The 18,147-nt window shown below is 56.6% G+C and carries 20 protein-coding genes and 1 pseudogene; 7 read left to right on the top strand and 14 right to left on the bottom strand.

From position 1 onward, the window contains the following. On the bottom strand, positions 1-857 hold an 857-nt coding region (gene accD / locus ACTF5F_RS04055), incomplete at its 3' end, for an acetyl-CoA carboxylase, carboxyltransferase subunit beta (protein ID WP_438955601.1). 179 nt (positions 858-1,036) lie between these two features. Next, complete coding sequence (locus tag ACTF5F_RS04050) at positions 1,037-1,810, bottom strand: CPBP family glutamic-type intramembrane protease (RefSeq protein WP_438955600.1); 774 nt, start codon at positions 1,808-1,810, stop codon at positions 1,037-1,039. 96 nt (positions 1,811-1,906) lie between these two features. Here ACTF5F_RS04050 and ilvD point away from each other — a divergent pair, with 96 nt between their 5' ends. The 4 genes and pseudogenes from ilvD to ACTF5F_RS04030 form a co-directional block, all read left to right on the top strand. Next, positions 1,907-3,640: a dihydroxy-acid dehydratase gene (gene ilvD / locus ACTF5F_RS04045; RefSeq protein ID WP_438955599.1), complete on the top strand. Its 1,734-nt coding sequence runs from the start codon at positions 1,907-1,909 to the stop codon at positions 3,638-3,640. Then, positions 3,640-4,251 carry a hypothetical protein gene (locus tag ACTF5F_RS04040; protein ID WP_438955598.1) on the top strand — a complete coding sequence of 204 codons (612 nt, stop codon included), beginning with the start codon at positions 3,640-3,642 and terminating at the stop codon, positions 4,249-4,251. The genes ilvD and ACTF5F_RS04040 overlap by 1 nt, the downstream gene beginning before the upstream one ends. A 185-nt stretch (positions 4,252-4,436) precedes the next feature. Next, positions 4,437-4,565 (top strand): hypothetical protein, encoded by a 129-nt coding sequence (locus tag ACTF5F_RS04035; RefSeq protein ID WP_438955597.1) that lies wholly within the window; start codon positions 4,437-4,439, stop codon positions 4,563-4,565. A 285-nt stretch (positions 4,566-4,850) separates the two neighbouring features. Beyond that, positions 4,851-5,363, top strand: a pseudogene (locus ACTF5F_RS04030) (LysR family transcriptional regulator); the annotation flags it as partial. On the opposite strand, the gene ACTF5F_RS04025 reads toward ACTF5F_RS04030, so the two are convergent. From ACTF5F_RS04025 to ACTF5F_RS04010, 4 genes are read right to left on the bottom strand one after another with little or no spacing between them, the layout of a single operon-like run. Continuing rightward, positions 5,360-6,262 (bottom strand): OmpA family protein, encoded by a 903-nt coding sequence (locus ACTF5F_RS04025; protein ID WP_438955596.1) that lies wholly within the window; start codon positions 6,260-6,262, stop codon positions 5,360-5,362. The pseudogene ACTF5F_RS04030 and the gene ACTF5F_RS04025 overlap by 4 nt on opposite strands. 17 nt (positions 6,263-6,279) lie before the next feature. Then, a complete protein-coding gene (locus ACTF5F_RS04020) occupies positions 6,280-6,813 on the bottom strand; it encodes a peroxidase-related enzyme (RefSeq protein WP_438955639.1) in 534 nt (177 codons plus the stop codon). 43 nt (positions 6,814-6,856) lie between these two features. Beyond that, positions 6,857-7,579 (bottom strand): GNAT family N-acetyltransferase, encoded by a 723-nt coding sequence (locus tag ACTF5F_RS04015; RefSeq protein ID WP_438955595.1) that lies wholly within the window; start codon positions 7,577-7,579, stop codon positions 6,857-6,859. Beyond that, on the bottom strand, positions 7,576-8,298 hold the full coding sequence (locus ACTF5F_RS04010) for a competence/damage-inducible protein A (protein WP_438955594.1): 723 nt from the start codon (positions 8,296-8,298) through the stop codon (positions 7,576-7,578). Before ACTF5F_RS04010 ends, ACTF5F_RS04015 begins: the two co-directional genes overlap by 4 nt. A gap of 41 nt (positions 8,299-8,339) precedes the next feature. Here ACTF5F_RS04010 and sfsA point away from each other — a divergent pair, with 41 nt between their 5' ends. Beyond that, positions 8,340-9,041, top strand: a complete 702-nt coding sequence (sfsA, locus tag ACTF5F_RS04005; protein WP_438955593.1) for a DNA/RNA nuclease SfsA — start codon at positions 8,340-8,342, stop codon at positions 9,039-9,041. Positions 9,042-9,109: 68 nt separating this feature from the next. After that, a complete protein-coding gene (gene map, locus ACTF5F_RS04000) occupies positions 9,110-9,913 on the top strand; it encodes a type I methionyl aminopeptidase (protein ID WP_438955592.1) in 804 nt (267 codons plus the stop codon). Here the strand turns inward: map and rsmD are convergent. Beyond that, positions 9,910-10,467 (bottom strand): 16S rRNA (guanine(966)-N(2))-methyltransferase RsmD, encoded by a 558-nt coding sequence (rsmD, locus tag ACTF5F_RS03995; protein ID WP_438955591.1) that lies wholly within the window; start codon positions 10,465-10,467, stop codon positions 9,910-9,912. The genes map and rsmD overlap by 4 nt on opposite strands. Continuing rightward, positions 10,464-11,675, bottom strand: coding sequence for an NAD(P)/FAD-dependent oxidoreductase (locus ACTF5F_RS03990; protein WP_438955590.1), 1,212 nt, complete (start codon positions 11,673-11,675; stop codon positions 10,464-10,466). Before ACTF5F_RS03990 ends, rsmD begins: the two co-directional genes overlap by 4 nt. Positions 11,676-11,759: 84 nt before the next feature. Between ACTF5F_RS03990 and ACTF5F_RS03985 the strand changes: the two genes are divergently transcribed. Continuing rightward, on the top strand, positions 11,760-12,251 hold the full coding sequence (locus ACTF5F_RS03985; protein WP_438955589.1) for a peroxiredoxin: 492 nt from the start codon (positions 11,760-11,762) through the stop codon (positions 12,249-12,251). Here the strand turns inward: ACTF5F_RS03985 and ACTF5F_RS03980 are convergent. Genes ACTF5F_RS03980 through ACTF5F_RS03955 form a run of 6 tightly spaced genes read right to left on the bottom strand, consistent with a single transcriptional unit; the run spans position 12,248 to position 18,036 of the window. Beyond that, positions 12,248-12,526, bottom strand: coding sequence for a 4a-hydroxytetrahydrobiopterin dehydratase (locus ACTF5F_RS03980; RefSeq protein WP_438955588.1), 279 nt, complete (start codon positions 12,524-12,526; stop codon positions 12,248-12,250). The genes ACTF5F_RS03985 and ACTF5F_RS03980 overlap by 4 nt on opposite strands. Then, the gene (locus ACTF5F_RS03975; protein ID WP_438955587.1) at positions 12,523-13,701 is read right to left on the bottom strand and encodes a GNAT family N-acetyltransferase; all 1,179 of its coding nucleotides are present in this window, start codon (positions 13,699-13,701) and stop codon (positions 12,523-12,525) included. Before ACTF5F_RS03975 ends, ACTF5F_RS03980 begins: the two co-directional genes overlap by 4 nt. Before the next feature lie 31 nt (positions 13,702-13,732). Continuing rightward, positions 13,733-14,485 carry a glycerophosphodiester phosphodiesterase family protein gene (locus ACTF5F_RS03970; protein ID WP_438955586.1) on the bottom strand — a complete coding sequence of 251 codons (753 nt, stop codon included), beginning with the start codon at positions 14,483-14,485 and terminating at the stop codon, positions 13,733-13,735. Then, positions 14,482-14,946 (bottom strand): RidA family protein, encoded by a 465-nt coding sequence (locus ACTF5F_RS03965; RefSeq protein WP_438955585.1) that lies wholly within the window; start codon positions 14,944-14,946, stop codon positions 14,482-14,484. Before ACTF5F_RS03965 ends, ACTF5F_RS03970 begins: the two co-directional genes overlap by 4 nt. A gap of 55 nt (positions 14,947-15,001) precedes the next feature. Beyond that, on the bottom strand, positions 15,002-16,300 hold the full coding sequence (locus ACTF5F_RS03960) for an HlyD family type I secretion periplasmic adaptor subunit (RefSeq protein WP_438955584.1): 1,299 nt from the start codon (positions 16,298-16,300) through the stop codon (positions 15,002-15,004). Continuing rightward, positions 16,297-18,036 carry a type I secretion system permease/ATPase gene (locus tag ACTF5F_RS03955; protein ID WP_438955583.1) on the bottom strand — a complete coding sequence of 580 codons (1,740 nt, stop codon included), beginning with the start codon at positions 18,034-18,036 and terminating at the stop codon, positions 16,297-16,299. Before ACTF5F_RS03955 ends, ACTF5F_RS03960 begins: the two co-directional genes overlap by 4 nt. Positions 18,037-18,147 lie beyond the last annotated feature (111 nt).

Below are 18,147 nucleotides of genomic sequence, written 5' to 3'. Positions count from 1 at the left end.
ACGGCGGGGGTTTGCTTCATCAGCATACGGACGATGGTGATAAGCTCATCCTTCAAATCGGTCCGCTTGGTCACACGGTCCAGCATACCGTGATCGAGCAGGTATTCGGCCCGTTGGAAGCCGTCGGGCAGTTTCTCACCAATCGTTTGTTCAATCACGCGGGCGCCTGCAAAGCCGATCAAGGCGTTTGGTTCGGCGATCTGAACATCACCTAGCATCGCATAAGATGCCGTCACGCCGCCCGTGGTTGGGTGCGTCAGTACCACGATGTAGGGAAGGCCAGCTTCTTTCAGCATCTGAACCGCGATGGTGGTTCGTGGCATCTGCATAAGGCCGAGGATGCCTTCCTGCATCCGCGCGCCACCAGCAGCAGAGAAAAGGATCAGCGGACGTTTCAGTTTGATCGCGCGTTCCGCCGCAGTGATGATCGCGTTACCAACGTACATCGACATCGATCCCCCCATGAAGGAGAAGTCTTGCACGGCGACGACAACAGGCGTGCGCTCCATTTCGCCTTCCGCCACCAACATCGCGTCTTTTTCGCCAGTTTTCTTGCGGGCTTCTTTGATGCGGTCGCCGTATTTCTTCTGATCTTTGAAGTGCAACGGGTCGGCGATGGGTTCTGGCACCTCGACTTCGACAAACACGCCACCATCAAAAAGTGACGCCAAACGGTCCCGCGCACCAATCGGCATGTGGTGGTCGCAGTTGGTACAAACATTCTGGTTTTCGGCCAATTCGCGATGGAACAACATGGTCCCGCAGCTGTCGCATTTGGTCCAAAGGTTTTCAGGGACTTCGCGCCGCGAAAAAAGCGAATTGATCGTTGGTCTGACGTAGTTGGTAATCCAGTTCATGCGACTGCCCTTTAGTTCACGCCCTTGAAATAAGGTGGGCAGCGATGTTTTGCAATCAACGTCTGACCGCGATCCGTGCGGCCGTCCACATCATGGCAAGCACGAGAAGCGCCAAGATCATGTCGAAGATTGAGGCGGGCGCGAGCAGTGTAGCAAGGCTGTAATCGTAGACTTCGGGATCAACGTAGTGCGCCAGATAAAGCGCGAGGCCAGAGGTCGGCCAAAACTCGATGCCCACGTGGAGGATAACACAAAGGTTGTTGACCGCGTGCAATCCAATCGCGGCTCCGAGGTCGCCCATTATAACCGTCAGATCGGCGCAGGCCCATCCAAGACATGCGGCCCATATGGCGAGGAAAAGCCCCTCCGACGGGCCAAAACCGTTGAAATTGTGCGCTGCCGAACAGGATCGATGGTATCCCGATCCAAACCCATTTCTCCGGCCTGTAGGCCGCGAGTTGCTGCTTCAGATAGCCGCGATAGATCACCTCTTCAGTCATTGCTTGGATCGAAATGATGGGAACTGCGAGGGTGGCGAAGAAGAGCCAACTTAGAAAGGGTCGTCTGAGGGCGATGTCCGCGTCGCTGAGGAATGGCGGCGCAGTTGCGATGGTCAGGGCCAGAATCCCAACAAGTACGAGCGTGCGCCGATAATGAAACCAACACCGTTTGAACGGGCCCAACATCGTTTCGATCCCGCGTTTGTGCACGAGCCAGACCAAGGCATGAAACAGCACAAGGACGATGCCAAAGATCGCAAATCTGAGCAGCGTGCCGAGCGGAGTGTCAGCCGAAAACGGACTGTCGCCATCGCCCGAATAAAAGAGGGGCATCGTCAAGAGGAACACCACTTCTGTTCCGATCAAGACAATCATGATCTTGTACAGCCCGCCCGACCATCGTCCTGGTGTGAAGAAATCATCAAGGTATTTCGGATGCTGGGGTCGCTGCAATATGGCCTCGTCTTTGGGGGAATGCGTTCTTTGCGCCTTGTTTCCTAAACCAACGCAATTTAGACCCGACAGTAACAGATTTTCGGGAGAACACTCATGCTCAAAGGCAAAGCCGACAAGTCCAATCTACCCAGTCGTCACGTGACCGAGGGCCCATCACGGGCACCGCACCGGTCATATTTCTATGCGATGGGTCTCGATGAAGAAGACATTGCGCAGCCGTTCGTGGGTGTTGCGACCTGCTGGAACGAGGCGGCACCTTGTAACATCGCGCTGAACCGTCAGGCCCAATCCGTGAAGCTGGGCGTCAAGGCGGCGAGCGGCACACCGCGTGAGTTCACAACGATCACTGTGACCGATGGTATTGCGATGGGTCATGAAGGGATGCGGTCTTCGCTCGCGTCGCGCGAGGCGATTGCCGACACGGTTGAGTTGACCATGCGTGGACATTGCTATGATGCGATTGTTGGCCTCGCTGGGTGCGACAAGTCTTTGCCTGGCATGATGATGGCGATGGTGCGTTTGAATGTGCCGTCCGTGTTCATCTACGGCGGTTCCATCCTGCCGGGCCGTTTGGAAGGCAAAGACGTGACAGTTCAAGACGTGTTTGAAGCGGTTGGTCAGCACCAAGCAGGTAATATGTCAGATGAGGCGCTCAAAACGCTAGAGCGCGTGGCGTGTCCATCCGCAGGTGCCTGTGGGGGCCAGTTCACCGCCAACACAATGGCTTGTGTGTCCGAAGCGATTGGTTTGGCGCTGCTCAACTCCTCCGGTGCGCCTGCACCGTATGAGAGCCGCGATCAGTATGGTGTCGCTTCCGGTGAGGCCGTGATGAACTTGCTAGAGAAGAACATCCGCGCCCGTGATGTCGTTACACGCAAGTCGCTAGAGAATGCGGCGCGTGTTGTGGCCTGTACGGGTGGTTCTACGAACGCAGGTCTGCACCTTCCCGCTATCGCACATGAGGCGGGCATTGATTTCGACCTCTTCGACGTTTGCGACATCTTCCGCGATACGCCGTACTTCGTCGATCTGAAGCCGGGCGGTCAGTATGTGGCAAAAGACCTCTATGAAGCAGGTGGTGTGCCTGTCGTGATGAAGGAGCTTCGCAAGGCGGGTCTGATCCATGAGGATTGTATCACGGCGTCTGGCCGAACGATGGGTGAAGAGCTGGACCTGATCGAAGGTGATGCCGATGGCCGCGTGATCTATCCAGTTAAAAAGCCGATCACTCCGACCGGTGGCGTCGTTGGCTTGAAGGGCAACCTCGCCCCCGAAGGTGCGATCGTGAAGGTCGCGGGTATGTCCGAAGAAGATCAGTCCTTCACCGGCCCAGCGCGGGTGTTTGAAAGCGAAGAAGACGCCTTTGACGCTGTGAAGGCCCGCAAGTACGAAGAGGGCGAAGTTCTTGTGATCCGCAACGAAGGCCCAGCGGGCGGTCCAGGCATGCGCGAAATGCTTGCAACGACTGCTGCATTGTCGGGCCAAGGTATGGGCAAGAAGGTCGCGCTCATTACCGACGGCCGCTTCTCCGGCGCGACACGCGGGTTCTGTGTGGGCCACGTTGGACCAGAAGCGGCGCACGGTGGTCCAATAGGGATGCTAAAAGACGGTGACATGATCACCATAAATGCCATCACGGGCGAGCTTTCTGTCGACCTAACAGATGAAGAGCTTACCGCGCGCAGAGCGGACTGGTCCGGTGCTAAGGAAACGATCTATGCCTCTGGTGCGCTGTGGAAGTACTCCCAGCTTGTCGGCGGTGCGTTGAAGGGTGCTGTTACGCATCCGGGCGCAAAGGACGAACGCCACATCTATATGGACCTCTGATGCCGAAGATGTTTGGGCGGATTGCCCTTGCGCCGCTGATCCTTTTGGCGGGCTGCGTCACTCTACCTGCGATCCCGTTCCTTGGTGGCGGGGGTGCACCGTCACTGTCGCTTCTTGGTGGGGATGTCACGGCCGTCGGTCCGGACGGGTACTGTGTCGATACGCAGTCGAGCAGCGCTCGGTCAGGGTTCGCCATCATCGCCCCTTGTGACACGATGGGTCCGTTTGAAGGCACAGCGCCATTGAGACGGGGATTGCTGTCCCTGCAAGTAGGCGCGGAAGGTGCGGTGGATATTGCTGGGGTGGCGGACCTTCTCGCCAATGCCGACACGCGCGAGGCGCTCTTGGGCAGCAACGAGGTGCTGACCAGATCAACGTTGCAGAGTGATTCAGGGGTTCTGGTGGTTTACTGGACAAAGGCACCCGCCTCCGACCGCGTGCAGCCCTTGGAGGCGCGGGTTTTTCTGTTTCTGGCCAACCGATTGAGCACAGTCATGGTGCGTGGAACGTCCAAGGCCCCATTGTCTGTGGAAGGGATCGAACGGCTTGCCCTTGATGCAATTTCCGCACTGACCGCCGCGAACCGAGCCGAGGCTACGGATGCGTCTTGACAGGTGTTACGGGCGATGTGGTGCCATAGATCAACGTACCCTTAAATGATCGCACGGTCGCCACACTCCAGCCCGAGAAGATGTCAGACGGATAGCAATGGGTTGTCGCGTTTGAGTTTGAGGGTGCGCACCTGAGTGACGGGGTTCAGACCTATCTCTTCACAACTGGTGATGATCCGAAAGTTTTGGCGAGTTACGCAATCCTTTCGGGCGATGCGGCGTCTGACGATTTGCGGGCAGAGTTGGATTTGCTTCGGGCGGAGCTTGACCTCCTGAAACGTGTGTTTCGGCGTGATTTCGTGGAAACACGCTAGAACCGCTCTGGCATTTGCGAATTTTTGCCGAGTGATCTTTTGAGATGTTAAGGTCGAGGCGTTATTGGTGGTGCATCTGTAGCGATTTTTCAGGCTTTTTCGTTGTCAAGGACTCAGGAAGGCCCTGAGCACGCTGTAAATCAAGGCTTACCGAGTAAGGGAAATTTGTTTCGCTGCCTTCACCAGTGCTGTGGAAAATCGCCTTATTGTTAGCGTTACGTCGCATTCCTGCCCAGTTTGACGGTCAAAACTACACCAATCGGATTACTAAGTCAGAGGAACGGCATGGATTGCCTAACCGAACTGGAATCATTTGCCACAGTCGTGGATCAAGGGGGCTTCACTGACGCGGCAAAGAAGATGGGGATCTCAAAATCCACTGTCTCTAAACATGTGTCTTCCCAGGAAGCACGCCTTGGCGCGCGTCTTCTTAACCGTACGACACGCTGGGTGAGCCTGACCGAGATTGGTTTGGCGTACTACGACCGTGCACGCCGTGTTTTGAATGACGCAGGTGAGGCTGACGCGCTTATCACATCTATGCAGTCTGCGCCTTCAGGCCTGTTACGAATTTCCGTCGCGACAGATTTTGGTGTGAACCACATGTCGTCGATTTTGGGTGAGTTCCTCTCCGAATTCCCTGACATCACCGTCAACATGGTTCTCAAAAACCGATATGTTGAGCTGATCTCCAAAGGTTTTGACATGGCTGTTCGCATTGTGGAGCTGGAAGACAGCACGCTCCGCGCCCGCAAGTTGACCGACACTACCCGTCGGATGATTGCGAGCCCTGTCTATTCGCTCACCGATGTGATGATAACTTCCACCCGCCGATTAGCTTCCCGACCTTCCGCGGTCAGATTATTGGCAACTGGGGCGAGATATCCCATCCCTTCAGCTGCCAGTCGGCTGCGTTGAATTGCGTAATCGCTGACTAAACGCTCAAGAACAGACCCCGCCCGTCGTTTTGATAGCGCGATGTTTCCATCCAGCGACCCTTCGGCATCTGTGTGGCCGACAAGTGCAACTTTCAGACTTGGGTTTGCGGCAAGGTAGCTTGCCAAGTCTTGCAATGAGTCAAACAGCCCCTGTTCCAGTCTGGCCGATCCACGCTCGAATGCCAGATCGGCTAGAACGGCCCGACCTGTTTGATTCAACTGCTCTGCTAAGGTTCGCGCCGGTGCAAAACCCGCAGTTGGTGTGGCAAGAGCAGCAGGACCACTTTCAGGTTGGGGGTCTAAACTGTCCCCGACGAACGTGATCTGGAGGTATCCTGCGTCTCTTGTTTTCGATGCAATCAGCATCAGGCCCAGGTCGTCTTTGCGCGCAGTCAGAACACGGAAGTCTGCGAGGTTTATTTGCATTTTGGGTGGGCGGATCACATCGATGGCGAACCTGAAATCGAAACCGCCGCAGTCGTCGGTCTGGCAATCCAACAAGATATCAAACTGATTATTGGTGATCTGCTCCCTGAGGTTGCGCATGACCTGCTCTGACGTCAGACCGGCTGCATCAATGCGCCAACTTCTCGAGGTAACGGTGCCATCGATCTGGACTGTTGGAATTTCACCTTCTTGCCATGGACCAGTTGGTAGGGTGAGGCCAGCCTCGTCCTGCACCTCGGCGGTCAGGTTTGCAGTGGATGGCAGACGCAAGTCCTGCCCATGCGCAGGCGCGGCCAAAAGTACCCAAAGCAAACTCGCCCAACGCACGGTCACCTCGATTGCGCGTGGTATTCGTCGTTGGGACGCATATCGGTGGCAGAGGCGACGCGATTGGTCATGTTGAAAAAGCCCGCGACATTGGCGATGTCCCAGATGTCCCGATCACTGAAACCCACATTGCGTAACGCTTGTCTATCGTCTTCGCTGATTTTGTGGCTCTCGACGGTCATCTTTTCTGCAAAGAGCATCATCGCAGATTGTCGCGCATCCAGATCGGCACTGCGCCAATTCATCACGATCATTTCGCCAAGCTTGGGATCGCCTGACAGTTCACGGATCGCTGCGCCATGTGCCGTAAGGCAATAAAAACAACGGTTTATGGCAGATACGCAGACGGCGATCATCTCGCGCTCCAGTTTAGACAACCCGCTGTCCGCCAGCATCAGATCATTATAGACCGTCGTGAAGGCGTTCAGTTTGTCGATATCAAACGCGTAAGCCTTCAAGACATTTGGGACTATGCCAAGCTTGTTCTGACAAATGTCGAAATACTTCTGCGTTGCTTCAGGAAGCGGGTAGACCATTGGTAGGTCAAGCGCGGTTGGTGTCGATGTCACTGTCGCAATCCTATTGTTTGATGCGGTAGTGATACTGTCCCACAATGGACATCCCAAGGGAAGAATAGAGCGCGATTGCCCCCTCATTCGCGCGCGTGACGAGAAGCGTAAACCATTGGGCACCTTGCGCCTGCGCCCAAAACGCTGCTGAGACTGTCATGTCCCGACCCAATCCTGTCCGACGGTGGGGCGCCGCAACCTCAAGCGCGTGCAGCATTGCGTGGGGGCCGTCTGCCGCGACAAATGCCGCTCCTGCGGGCGTTTCCGACCTGCGGCCCAAAAGCGTGGTTTTCGAAAGCGTGCACCGATCCATGACGGCCAAACGCTCCGACCCGATCCCACCTGCGGCCCAAACCGAACGCTGACAGGCGAGGGGGGAGGCGACGGCGAAGCTGCTGAGCGTTTTCGGTCTTTCGGTGGCAATGGCTGTGACGGGTACGGCCATAAGGACTGTTGGATCCTTCACCGCATATCCCGCCATTTCAAGGGTCTGGTCTAGATCATCTTCGCCGACGCGGATCATGAATTGCGGGGTCTGGCCGAGATAGCGCATGGCATCTTCGGCCACCGCAAGGTGATCGCTGCTGGCTGACCTTGTCGCGGTCGCAGAGCTAACTCTGCTACCGCCGCCGTCACCCCGCCTGATTGTCCACGGACCGATGGACTGCCATTCTGCAGCAGGCCAGCTTTGATCGATCAGGTCATAGAGCTTTGAGAGGTCAGGCGTGGTCATTCAGCAAACATAGCCGAAAGCTCCGCCATTGCGGTATCCAGTTGCGACGCATCTTGCCCGCGCACTACCAGATTTGACCCGTACATACCGTCTTTCTGAAACGGGTACGAGCCAACGGAGAGGTCGGTGTATTTCTCGGCGAACGTGCCCAGCGGTCCTGCAATGTCACCCTCCCCGCGCATCACGGGCAAGGTGCGGGACAGCAGCGGTTTGCCGCCTTGCAATGTCGCAACAACGCTTTCCACCATCGCGCAGAAAATCTTTGGTATGCCCGCCATCACATGGACGTTGCCCAGCTTAAAACCGGGGGCGGAACTGATTGGATTGTCTATCAAGGTTGCACCATCGGGGATGCGCGCCATACGCAAACGCGCGGTGTTCAGTTCCTGACCACTGCGGTCATAATGGGCTTGAAGGATGGTGCGGGCGTCATCGCGGATGTCGATATGTGCATCAAGAGCCGCCGCCACGCAGTCGGCTGTAATGTCATCATGGGTAGGGCCGATCCCGCCGGAGGTGAAAACATAGTCATAGCTATCCGACAAGGCGCGTACGGCTGAGGTAATCGCATCCGCATCATCGCTGACCACCCGCACCTCTTTGAGGTCGATGCCGATCCCCGTCAGCGTGTTTGCCAAATGATGCATGTTCGCATCCCGTGTCCGGCCGGACAGTATCTCATCGCCGATCACTAGCATGGCAGCGCGCGGGTTGGGCATGTGACTTCTCCTTCGTCTTGGGTGTGGGTATAGCCCGACCCATGGAATTTGCCACACCTCTCATCTCTGCGCGGCTGATCAAACGCTACAAACGCTTTCTGGCGGATGTGCGGTTGGCAGACGGTCGCGAGGTGACCGCGCATTGCGCCAACCCCGGTTCGATGATGGGACTGGCCGAACCAGGGACAAAGGTTTGGTTGGAACCGAACGACGATCCGAAGAAGAAACTGAAATTCGGTTGGCGGCTTGTGGATCATGAGAATGGCCATTTCACGGGTGTGGATACCTCCATTCCAAATCATGTGTTGAAGTCGGCCTTGATGGCGGGGCAGGTGGCGGGTCTCGATAACTACGATTTGATCCGGCCAGAGGTGAAGTATGGGGAAGGCAGCCGGATTGATTTCCTGCAGTCCAAAGACGATGCTCCAGATTGCTATGTCGAAGTGAAGTCCGTGACTTTGATGCGGGAGCAAGGCCATGCGGAGTTTCCCGACAGCGTGACCGCTCGCGGGGCAAAGCATTTGACGGAACTCGCAAAGGTTGCGGCAGCCGGTCATCGCGCTGTGATGCTCTATCTCGTGCAGCGCACAGACTGTGATACGGTGGGCTTGGCTGCGGACCTCGACCCCACGTATGTTGAGGCGTTTCGTGCGGCGGAAGGTGTGGAGGTCATCGCCCTTAGCTGCGACATCTCACCTAAAGGGATCGTGGTTGGCACGCCCCTGACGTTTTTGGACCCATAAACGCATCTAGTTTTACGCCGCGATCTGCACTATGTGCCCCGAAAGGGTTCAAAAGGCAGCATCCTGCGATGACAAATACTGGTCAGCTCACAAAAGACGGCATCCGCCTTTACGAACAGGCGAATTTTGCAGGTATGCACGCGGCTGGACGTCTGACAGCGCAAATCCTTGATGATATCGCGGCACTGGTCATGCCGGGTGCGACGACAGCCTCCATCGACGATGCGATTCGCAATATGGTTGAGGAGGCGGGCGCAACCTCGGCCACGATTGGCTACAAAGGCTATCAACATGCCAGCTGCATCTCGATCAATCACGTGGTTTGCCACGGTATTCCCGGTGACAAGAAGCTGAAAGATGGTGACATCGTGAACATCGATGTGACCGTGATCGTGGATGGCTGGTTTGGCGATTCAAGCCGGATGTATGTGGCGGGTAAACTCTCCCGCAAGGCGGAGCGGTTGATTCAAGTCACGCATGACGCCTTGATGAAAGGGATTGAGGCGGCAAAGCCAGGTAACACGTTCGGGGATATTGGTCACGCGATCCAGACCTATGCCGAAGGGCACCGGATGTCGGTTGTGCGGGATTTCTGTGGTCATGGACTTGGCCGTGTTTTCCACGCGCCGCCAAACGTACTGCATTATGGACGTCCGGGAACTGGTCCGACGTTGGAGGAGGGGATGTTCTTCACCATCGAGCCGATGATCAACCTCGGCCGTCCAGAGACGAAAATCCTCGCCGATGATTGGACGGCGGTGACTCGCGACAAATCCTTGTCCGCGCAGTTTGAACACTCAATTGGGATCACAGCGGATGGCTGCGATATCTTCACGCTTTCACCTGCAGGCAAGTTTCACCCAACCTACTAGACCTTTTGCAGGATCGTGATCCACGTGTCGCCATAGCGCCGCTGGTCAAGTTGCGTGAATCCGGGCGGCGCAAGCTGTGCTGATGCCTCTTCCCAAACAATCAGCGCCCCGTCGGCAATCCAACCTTGGTCTGTTGCGTTTAGAAGTGCTTTGGTGCCAAGGCTTTTTTCGTAGGGCGGATCGAGGAAGATCAGCGAGCAAGCTTTCGCCGCCGTCCCTAGTCTAGTAGCATCCTCGGTCAGAACGTTCGTGTCGTCCGCCCGCCCGAGTTTTCGAATGTTGTCGCGGATCAATTTGCCGCCGACCTTGCCGTTTTCGACAAACGTCACATGGGTCGCACCGCGCGACAGCGCCTCCAACCCTAAGGCTCCTGTCCCTGCAAAAAGATCCAGCACTTTTGCACCCACCACGGTTTGGCTGAACCTTCCACCTAGGAGGATATTGAATAGGTTCTCACGCACTCGATCCGATGTTGGCCGAAGGTGTGCGGCAGCATCCCCTTTCCCTACATCGGCAAGCTGCGTGCCACGGTGTTGTCCGGCGATGATCCTCACGCTTTCAGCAGCGCTTTCATGTCGGTCTCAGGATCAGCGATTGTCGAGGGCGCTGGGCTTTTTCCCGCCTCGATCAACCGCTTGCCGATCATGTAGTTACGCGGGTCGTTCATGGCGTCGACGGCCAAAAGTGTATCGCCCGCGTAGTACCAATGGGAGAGGGCACCATCATCACCGGCCCGGACGACAACAGTATTATAGCCGATGTTCAAACCCGCGATCTGTAGTTTGCAATCATATTGGTCTGACCAAAACCAAGGCTTCGGCACGTAAGCCACGCCTTTGCCCATCATGTTATGCGCGGCAACCTCCGCCTGATCGATGGCGTTGCCGACGCTTTCGATGCGGATCTGGGTGCCATTCACAGGACAAGACGCGCAGTCGCCTGCGGCCCAGACAGAAGGGTCAGATGTGCGGGAAAATTCGTCTGTTTTGATACCATTCTCGATTTCGAGACCGCCACTCTCTGCCAGCTTTGTGCGGGGTTCGATCCCAACGCCGACGATGACGAAATCCACATCGATATTACGACCGTCGGTCAGTTTCGCAGTTTGGACATGTCCATCACCGTCCAGCCGGTCCAGCCCCACGCCCTCCGCGATATCAACACCGTATGATGTGTGGAGTGCGCGGAAGTAGTCTGATGTTTCGCGACAAGCGACGCGCTGCAAAATGCGGTCAGCCATTTCGACCAAAGTTGCTTTAACCCCGCGCTTGGCGGCGACGGCTGCGGCTTCCAAACCGATGTAGCCACCGCCAATGACCAAAGCGGATTTACCTTCGATGAAGTAGGGGGCCATCGCGTCGGCGTCGTTCAGATCGCGCACGGTTATAACGCTACCCAGATCGCCGCCGATTGCAGCGGGAAGTCGGCGGGGCTCAGACCCTGTGGTCAGCGCCAAAGCGTCATATTCAAGCACCTCGCCAGAGGACAGCGTGACGGTTTTCGCTTTGCAGTCCAAGGCGCTTGCAGTCATACCCAACTTCAGGTCGATGCCTTGGTCGGCATAAAAACTCTCCGGCCGCAAATATAACCGATCCTTGACCATCTCACCCAGCAGATAGGCTTTGGATAGTGGCGGGCGCTGGTAGGGTGGCTCGTCCTCAGCACCGACAAGCGTGATCTTGCCCTCAAACCCTTCCGTTCGGAGCTTGGCCACTAACGATAATCCTGCTTGGCCTGCGCCGACGACAACAAAATGCTGCATTTTCCGCCTTGTTTAGTGGTCCTTTTGGTGGGGCGAGCCTATATCCCCCACAACAACCGACGCAATTCAAAATGGGGTGCCTTCATGACTATTTCGACTGGCCAACGGCTTCCTGACGCAAACCTTATTGGTATGGGAGCAGAAGGGCCTGAAACCGTGACGCTGTCAGCGCGTCTGAAGGGAAAGAAAGTTGTCGTGTTTGGTCTACCCGGCGCGTTCACCGGAACCTGCACTATGGCCCACGTGCCAAGCTTTATCCGCACAAAAGCTAAACTTGCCGAGAAAGGCGTTGATGAGATCATTTGTGTAACGGTCAACGACCCGTTTGTCTGCGGCGCATGGTCGGACAGCATGGGAGCAGGGGAAGCAGGCATTTCGATCCTCGGTGACACTGATGGCTCTTTCACGAAACAAATCGGCATGGAGTTCAATGCGCCGCCAGTCGGCCTGCTTGGACGCTCAAAACGCTATACCATGCTCGTCGAGGATGGTGTCGTCAGCATTCTCAACGAAGAAGCCGGACCCGGCGTCTGCGAAGTGTCGGCAGGTGAAACGCTTCTGGCGCAGATCGCTTAGACCAATGCGTCGAGCTTGGCGGCAAGTTTCCTGTCAAGTTCGCTCAGGCCGCCCACGTCGTGCGTGGTCAGCGTGACTTCAACAGTCTTGTAGACATTCGACCACTCGGGATGGTGGTTGAGCTTTTCTGCCCAAATGGCAGCTTGAGTCATAAAGCCGAACGCTTCCACAAAATTTTTGAAGACATAGGTTTTGTGGATGGCTTCGCGTCCGGCCACCATCGCCCAGCCGTTGTTCAAAAGCTCTTGCTTGGCGTCATCGCTGAGTTTCGTCATTCTTGTTCCTCTCTTACGTCTTTGCGGAAGGGGCCGTAGCTGGTCAGCACTTCGATCTCATGATCAACGGCGTCCCGTTCTGCGATAAGGTATCTGTCGACCGCTTCCTTAAACCCAGCATCACGAAACCAGTGGAGCGAATACGTTGGTTCAGGGAGGTAGCCCCTTGCCAGCTTGTGCCCCCCCTGCGCGCCGGCTTCCACGCGCGCCAATCCCTGCGCGATAGCAAAGTCGATGGCCTGATAGTAGCATAGTTCAAAATGCAGATAGGCATGGTGCTCAACACAGCCCCAGTAACGGCCATAGAGCGCCTCTCGCCCGATGAAGTTCAAAGCGCCCGCTATGGGCCGCCCGTCCCGAATGGCTAAGACCAGCAGCATGTCGCCCCGAAGCGTTTCTTGTGCCAGATCAAAGAACATGCGTGTCAGATAGGGCGAACCCCATTTGCGGTGGCCGGTGTCTTGATAAAACTGCCAAAACGCATCCCAGTGTTCGGGCTGAATTTGATCGCCGGTGAAGCTGACAATTTCACCCCCAAAGGCTTGAGCCTGCGCGCGTTCCTTGCGGATGTTCTTGCGCTTCCGGCTGGACAGTGTGGCAAGGAACGCATCGAAATCGGGATAGTTCTCGTTCGCCCAGTGGAATTGCTGTCCCAGTCTGACCGACAGGCCCAACTGCTTGCCCGCCAGCGCTTCTGCTTCCGTGCAGAATGTGGTGTGGAGCGATGACAGCTCATCCTCCCCCGCGATCTGCGCGGCTCCTTGCACGAGTGCCGCCATGCCAAGTGCGTCAAACCCGTCGCGGGTCAGGAACCGCCGACCCGTCGCAGGGGTGAACGGCACAGCAATTTGAAGCTTTGGGTAATACCGACCGCCCGCGTTCTCATAGGCGTGCGCCCAGTTTTGATCGAAGACGTATTCGCCTTGGCTGTGGCCTTTTTCGTAAAGCGGCGCAGCGGCGATCATGAGACCGTCCTTATGCGCGGTCAGGTACCGTGGTTGCCAGCCTGTGCCTGGCCCGACCGAGCCTGATTTCTCCAAAGCATGCAGAAACCGATAAGTTGTGAACGGGTCTAAGGGACGATCCCCCGTCGTACCCGCGCAGGCATCCCAATCGGCGGCATCAATGCTGTCGAGACTCGGGTGGGCTGAGATTTCGATGGGTGCGTCGGTCATTTAAGGGAAGGTGGGACCTGACGGTGAACCGTCAAGCCAAGTAGCCTTCAAATGTGACATTGTCGGCGACTTTGCGGGCTTCGGCTTCCGCCTTGGCTGATTTGATTGTCCAGCAGAACACTTTGGCGCCTGCGGTCTTCAGCGTGGACACGCGAGGGCGGCTCAAGTCTTCTGCTTCGTGAGAAATGAACGATGCACCTACAGCATCAAAATCAGGAATGTCCCGCAGTTCATCCCGCCATTTGGCGGGGATCGTGGGCCAACCTTCGGCGGTGTAGGCGGAGGTCACAAGCCCAAGCGGGCGATCAAGGCCGATCCGGTGTAAATGCCCAATGCTGTGCGGATTGAATGACATCACAGCCGCGTCGCCGTCGTAGGCTTCAAGCGCTTTTGCTGTCGCATCCTCCAAGGGGCCAACCTTGGGGCCCATGATGCCGTCTTGATCTTTGATCTCGATCAGCAGGGGGACGCGACCTGCGACGAACGCCAAAACTTCCCCAAAGGTCGGGATCATACCACCATCGCCCTTGAGGGGGATCGCCCCCAACTCTTTTGATGTGCGCTGAGCAACAGCGCCCTTTTCGTCCGTGAGCCGTCCTAGATCATAGTCGTGAAACGCCATCGCGGCGCCATCCTTGGACAACTGCAAATCAAGTTCGATCCCGTAGCCGTGCGCAATTGCTGCTTCAAACGCTGCCATACTGTTTTCTGCGCGGCCTTCATCAAGGTTGTGCAGGCCACGATGCGTTATGGCTTTGGCGAAGAAGCTGGCGGGCAGGATCATTTGATCTGAAACACGCCGTCAATTTCGACGGCCACGCCGAACGGCAGGCTTGGGCTGCTGACCGCTGACCGTGCATGTCGTCCGGCGTCGCCCAATGCTTCGGCCATGAAGTCTGAACACCCGTTCACCACCTGTGGCTGGTCGCCAAAATCGCTCGTTGAATTGACAAAAGCGCTAAGCTTCACAACCCGCACCAACCGATCCAGATCGCCGGCACAGGCCGCTTTCACCTGTGACAGGAGGTTGATCGCGCAAGCCCGTGCTGCGGCTTGGCCCTGTTCGATGGTGACGTCATCGCCCAAGGTTCCAACCACCATCTCACCATCGCTGGCGGGCAATTGGCCGGAGACGTAGACCATGTCACCGGCAATGACATAAGGCACGTAATTGGCGGCAGGCGCGGGCGCGTGTGGCAACGTGACGCCCATTTCAGCCAGTTTCGTTTCAAATTTTCCAGCCATAACGCCCTCCAAATATTTCCGAAGGTCACCCTACCCTGAACGGATCAAAGTGCAATCAAGACTCGCGGAACGCGCGTGAGAAATAGTCAGACAACGGCTTTACCAGGTAGTCCAGCGGGCTTCTGTCTGCGGTACGGACGAAGGTTTCCACCGGCATACCGGGGATGAGCGTCAGCTCCGCTGGCAAACGGTCAATCTCACCGTTGTTCAACTGCACCTCTGCCCGGTAATAGGACAGGCCATTTCCTTCATCTTGAAAAGCATCGGCAGAGACTAGCGTCACCGTGCCGTTCAATTCAGGCGTGCGGCGTTGATCAAAGGCAGACAGGCGCAGGGTCACATCCTGCCCCACAAAAATCTGGTCGATGTCTGTGGGGGGGACCTGCGCCGCAATGACCAAGGGGCGGTCTTGTGGCACAATGAACATCACGGGGTCCGCCGCACGGATAACCGATCGTGGTGCGAACACTTGAAGCCCGTAGACAACACCAGAAACCGGCGCCCTGATATCCAGCCGATCAAGTTGCTGTTTCAAGGTCCGGCGACGCTCTGACAGTTCAAACTCGTTGTATTGAAGGTCGCGCAACTGGGTGATCGCATCTTCGCGCTGTTGCGTGGTGAGACCGAGGATTTGAATGTCGATCTCTGTCATCCGCTCGCTCGCTTGCGAGGCGGAGGCTGTGAGTTCCCCAATCCGCCCGAGCAGATTTGCCTCGTCCCGTTGCAGCGCCAAAACGCGGCTGGCTTGGGCCAAGCCACGCTCAAGCAGGCTTTTTTGATCGGCCAATTCCTCGCCGATTAATTCGCGCTGCGTCTCAATCGCGTCGCGCTGGGCGGCAATGCCAGAGAGTTGGCTGGCAATCTGTGCGCGTTGCTGGGTCAATTGCTCCGTCGCGCGCTGGATCGATTCCTTTCGCGCTGCAAATAGCCTTGTTTGGCCTTCGGTCAGATCTTGGTATTCCCTGCCAGCGTTGACCAATTGAGGGTCAAAATCGATCCAGTCGTTGCCGTCACGCTCTGCCTCCAATCGGCCTCGACGCGCGATCAGCTCAAAAAGCTGCCCTTCAATCACGGCCAGTTCGGATGTCAGGACTGACGCATCGAGCCGGATCAACATATCGCCGGCTGCGACGGTGTCCCCTTCGTCCACGATAATCTCTTCAACCACACCGCCATCAGGGTGTTGGACAACCTGCCTATTGCGGTCGACTTCTACCTGACCGGTCGCAATCACAGCGCCGGTAATCTGCGCCATCACTGCCCATGTGCCAAATCCACCAACAAGGATCAGCAGAGCGATCGCACCCAGAGAAAGTGGTCTCTTTGCGGACCAACGCGTCTCTACCTCGCTCATGCCACGCCTCCGGTTTTGCCAGTCGACTGGGCAATTTGCTCATGGTTTTTTACCATCTCTTTCAAGACTTGGTCTTTCGGTCCGAATGCGCGCAGACCACCATTTTCAATGACCTGAAGTAGGTCACATTCCTGAATGGCGGCAGGGCGATGCGCCATGATGAACACGATCTTGTCTGCGTCCTTTGCCTGTTTGATCGCACTGTTGAGCGCAAGCGATCCCGTGTTGTCGAGGTTTGAGTTTGGTTCATCTAAGACCAAAACCACGGGGTCGCCGTACATGGCGCGGGCCAAGCCAATGCGCTGGATCTGGCCCCCTGATAAGCGGCCGCCGTGCGTCGAAACGCGGGTGTCATAGCCGTCGGGCAGTTGCAGGATCATGTTGTGTGCGTCCGCCATTTGCGCGGCTTTGACCACCGCCGCGTCGTCTGGGGCCATCGACATCCGCGCGATGTTTTCCTTGATCGTGCCGTCGAACAGTTGAACCCTTTGCGGCAGGTATCCGATGTGTTGGCCCAAGACGTCTGGATCGTATTGGTCCAGTGCGGCCCCGTCCAACCGGATCTTGCCGCCGGCAGGCTTCCATACCCCCGTCAGCGCACGGGCGAGTGTGGATTTGCCCGAACCGGAAGTGCCAATAACACCAACCGCATGCCCTGGTTCAACATCAAAGCTGATCGCGCGGAGGGAGGCCGTTTGTTCCCCAGGTGGTACGATGGTCAGCTGATGGACTTTGATCCGTGCGGCAGGTTTGGGCAGCTCGGTGCGCTTTTCTTCTTCAGGCACAGCGGTCAAGAGCGTCGCAAGATTGCGCCAGCCTTCGCGACCTTTTTGGAAAACAGCCCATTGCCCGATCATCAATTCAATCGGTGCCAAGGCGCGACCCAGAAGAATGGAACCTGCGATCATCGCACCTGGTGTCAATTGTTCTTGCAGAACGAGATATGCGCCCAAACCCAACATGGCCGACTGCAAGAACAGGCGGAATGCTTTCGTCAGCGCAGTGAATGTCCCAGAGGTATCGGTCGCATCGATCGTGGCATCCAGCGATGCGCCACGCGCCAATTGCCAGCGGTCAAATGCGGATGTTCGCATGCCAAGCGAGTGGACCATCTCACCTTCTGCTCGGATTTCTGAGCCCAAAGCCTCTGACCGGAATGCCGTCGCATTTGCTTTGCTGAGTGGCTTGCGGCTCAAAACTTGGTTCAAGATCGCAATCGTCACCAAGATGGCCCCGCCAGCGAGTGCGAGATAGCCCATCATCGGGTGGAAGATGAATATGCCTAGAATGAAGATTGGCGTCCAAGGGATATCAAAGACTGCCATCAAGGCCGGAGAGGTGATCAGCCGCTGAACGCTTTCAAGATCACGCATACCCGTGGCGGCTTCTTTTGGCGCACGGCTGAGCGTTGTGGCCTTTAGAACCGCGCCAAACACCCGCCGATCAAGTCGCGATTGAAACCGCGCACCGACGCGGCCCATCACGCGGCCGCGGGCATAGTCCAAGATGCCCATCATCCCATAAAGAAACGCGACCAAAACGGAGAGCGCGAGGAGAGTTTCAACGCTGCGGGACCCCAGAACGCGGTCGTACACGTTCAACATGTATAGAGGCCCAGTGAGCATCAACAGGTTAACGAAGAAACTAAAGATGCCAACGGCCCAGTATAGGGTGCGGCTTTTACGGCGGGCGGCGATCAGTTCTTCCCGTCCAGCTTCGGCTTGGTTCTGGTTCATGCGCATTATTCTGCCTCTGTCACTTTTGGCATATTGTTGTTATTGCGGCACTGATATCAAAGTGAGAACACGAAACCCAAACCGGTTGAAATAGCATCGCTAATGCAACGG

It is taken from the genome of Cognatiyoonia sp. (assembly GCF_965661665.1).
GTDB lineage: Bacteria > Pseudomonadota > Alphaproteobacteria > Rhodobacterales > Rhodobacteraceae > Cognatiyoonia.
This window is presented reverse-complemented; position numbering and strand designations above follow the sequence as displayed.

Coding starts and splice junctions, on each gene's coding strand:
- ilvD (WP_438955599.1), top strand. CDS start 1,907: ATGCTCAAAGGCAAAGCCGACAAGTCCAATCTACCCAGTCGTCACGTG.
- ACTF5F_RS04040 (WP_438955598.1), top strand. CDS start 3,640: ATGCCGAAGATGTTTGGGCGGATTGCCCTTGCGCCGCTGATCCTTTTG.
- ACTF5F_RS04020 (WP_438955639.1), bottom strand. CDS start 6,813: ATGGTCTACCCGCTTCCTGAAGCAACGCAGAAGTATTTCGACATTTGT.
- ACTF5F_RS04015 (WP_438955595.1), bottom strand. CDS start 7,579: ATGACCACGCCTGACCTCTCAAAGCTCTATGACCTGATCGATCAAAGC.
- ACTF5F_RS04010 (WP_438955594.1), bottom strand. CDS start 8,298: ATGCCCAACCCGCGCGCTGCCATGCTAGTGATCGGCGATGAGATACTG.
- sfsA (WP_438955593.1), top strand. CDS start 8,340: ATGGAATTTGCCACACCTCTCATCTCTGCGCGGCTGATCAAACGCTAC.
- map (WP_438955592.1), top strand. CDS start 9,110: ATGACAAATACTGGTCAGCTCACAAAAGACGGCATCCGCCTTTACGAA.
- ACTF5F_RS03990 (WP_438955590.1), bottom strand. CDS start 11,675: ATGCAGCATTTTGTTGTCGTCGGCGCAGGCCAAGCAGGATTATCGTTA.
- ACTF5F_RS03985 (WP_438955589.1), top strand. CDS start 11,760: ATGACTATTTCGACTGGCCAACGGCTTCCTGACGCAAACCTTATTGGT.
- ACTF5F_RS03980 (WP_438955588.1), bottom strand. CDS start 12,526: ATGACGAAACTCAGCGATGACGCCAAGCAAGAGCTTTTGAACAACGGC.
- ACTF5F_RS03975 (WP_438955587.1), bottom strand. CDS start 13,701: ATGACCGACGCACCCATCGAAATCTCAGCCCACCCGAGTCTCGACAGC.
- ACTF5F_RS03970 (WP_438955586.1), bottom strand. CDS start 14,485: ATGATCCTGCCCGCCAGCTTCTTCGCCAAAGCCATAACGCATCGTGGC.
- ACTF5F_RS03965 (WP_438955585.1), bottom strand. CDS start 14,946: ATGGCTGGAAAATTTGAAACGAAACTGGCTGAAATGGGCGTCACGTTG.
- ACTF5F_RS03960 (WP_438955584.1), bottom strand. CDS start 16,300: ATGAGCGAGGTAGAGACGCGTTGGTCCGCAAAGAGACCACTTTCTCTG.
- ACTF5F_RS03955 (WP_438955583.1), bottom strand. CDS start 18,036: ATGAACCAGAACCAAGCCGAAGCTGGACGGGAAGAACTGATCGCCGCC.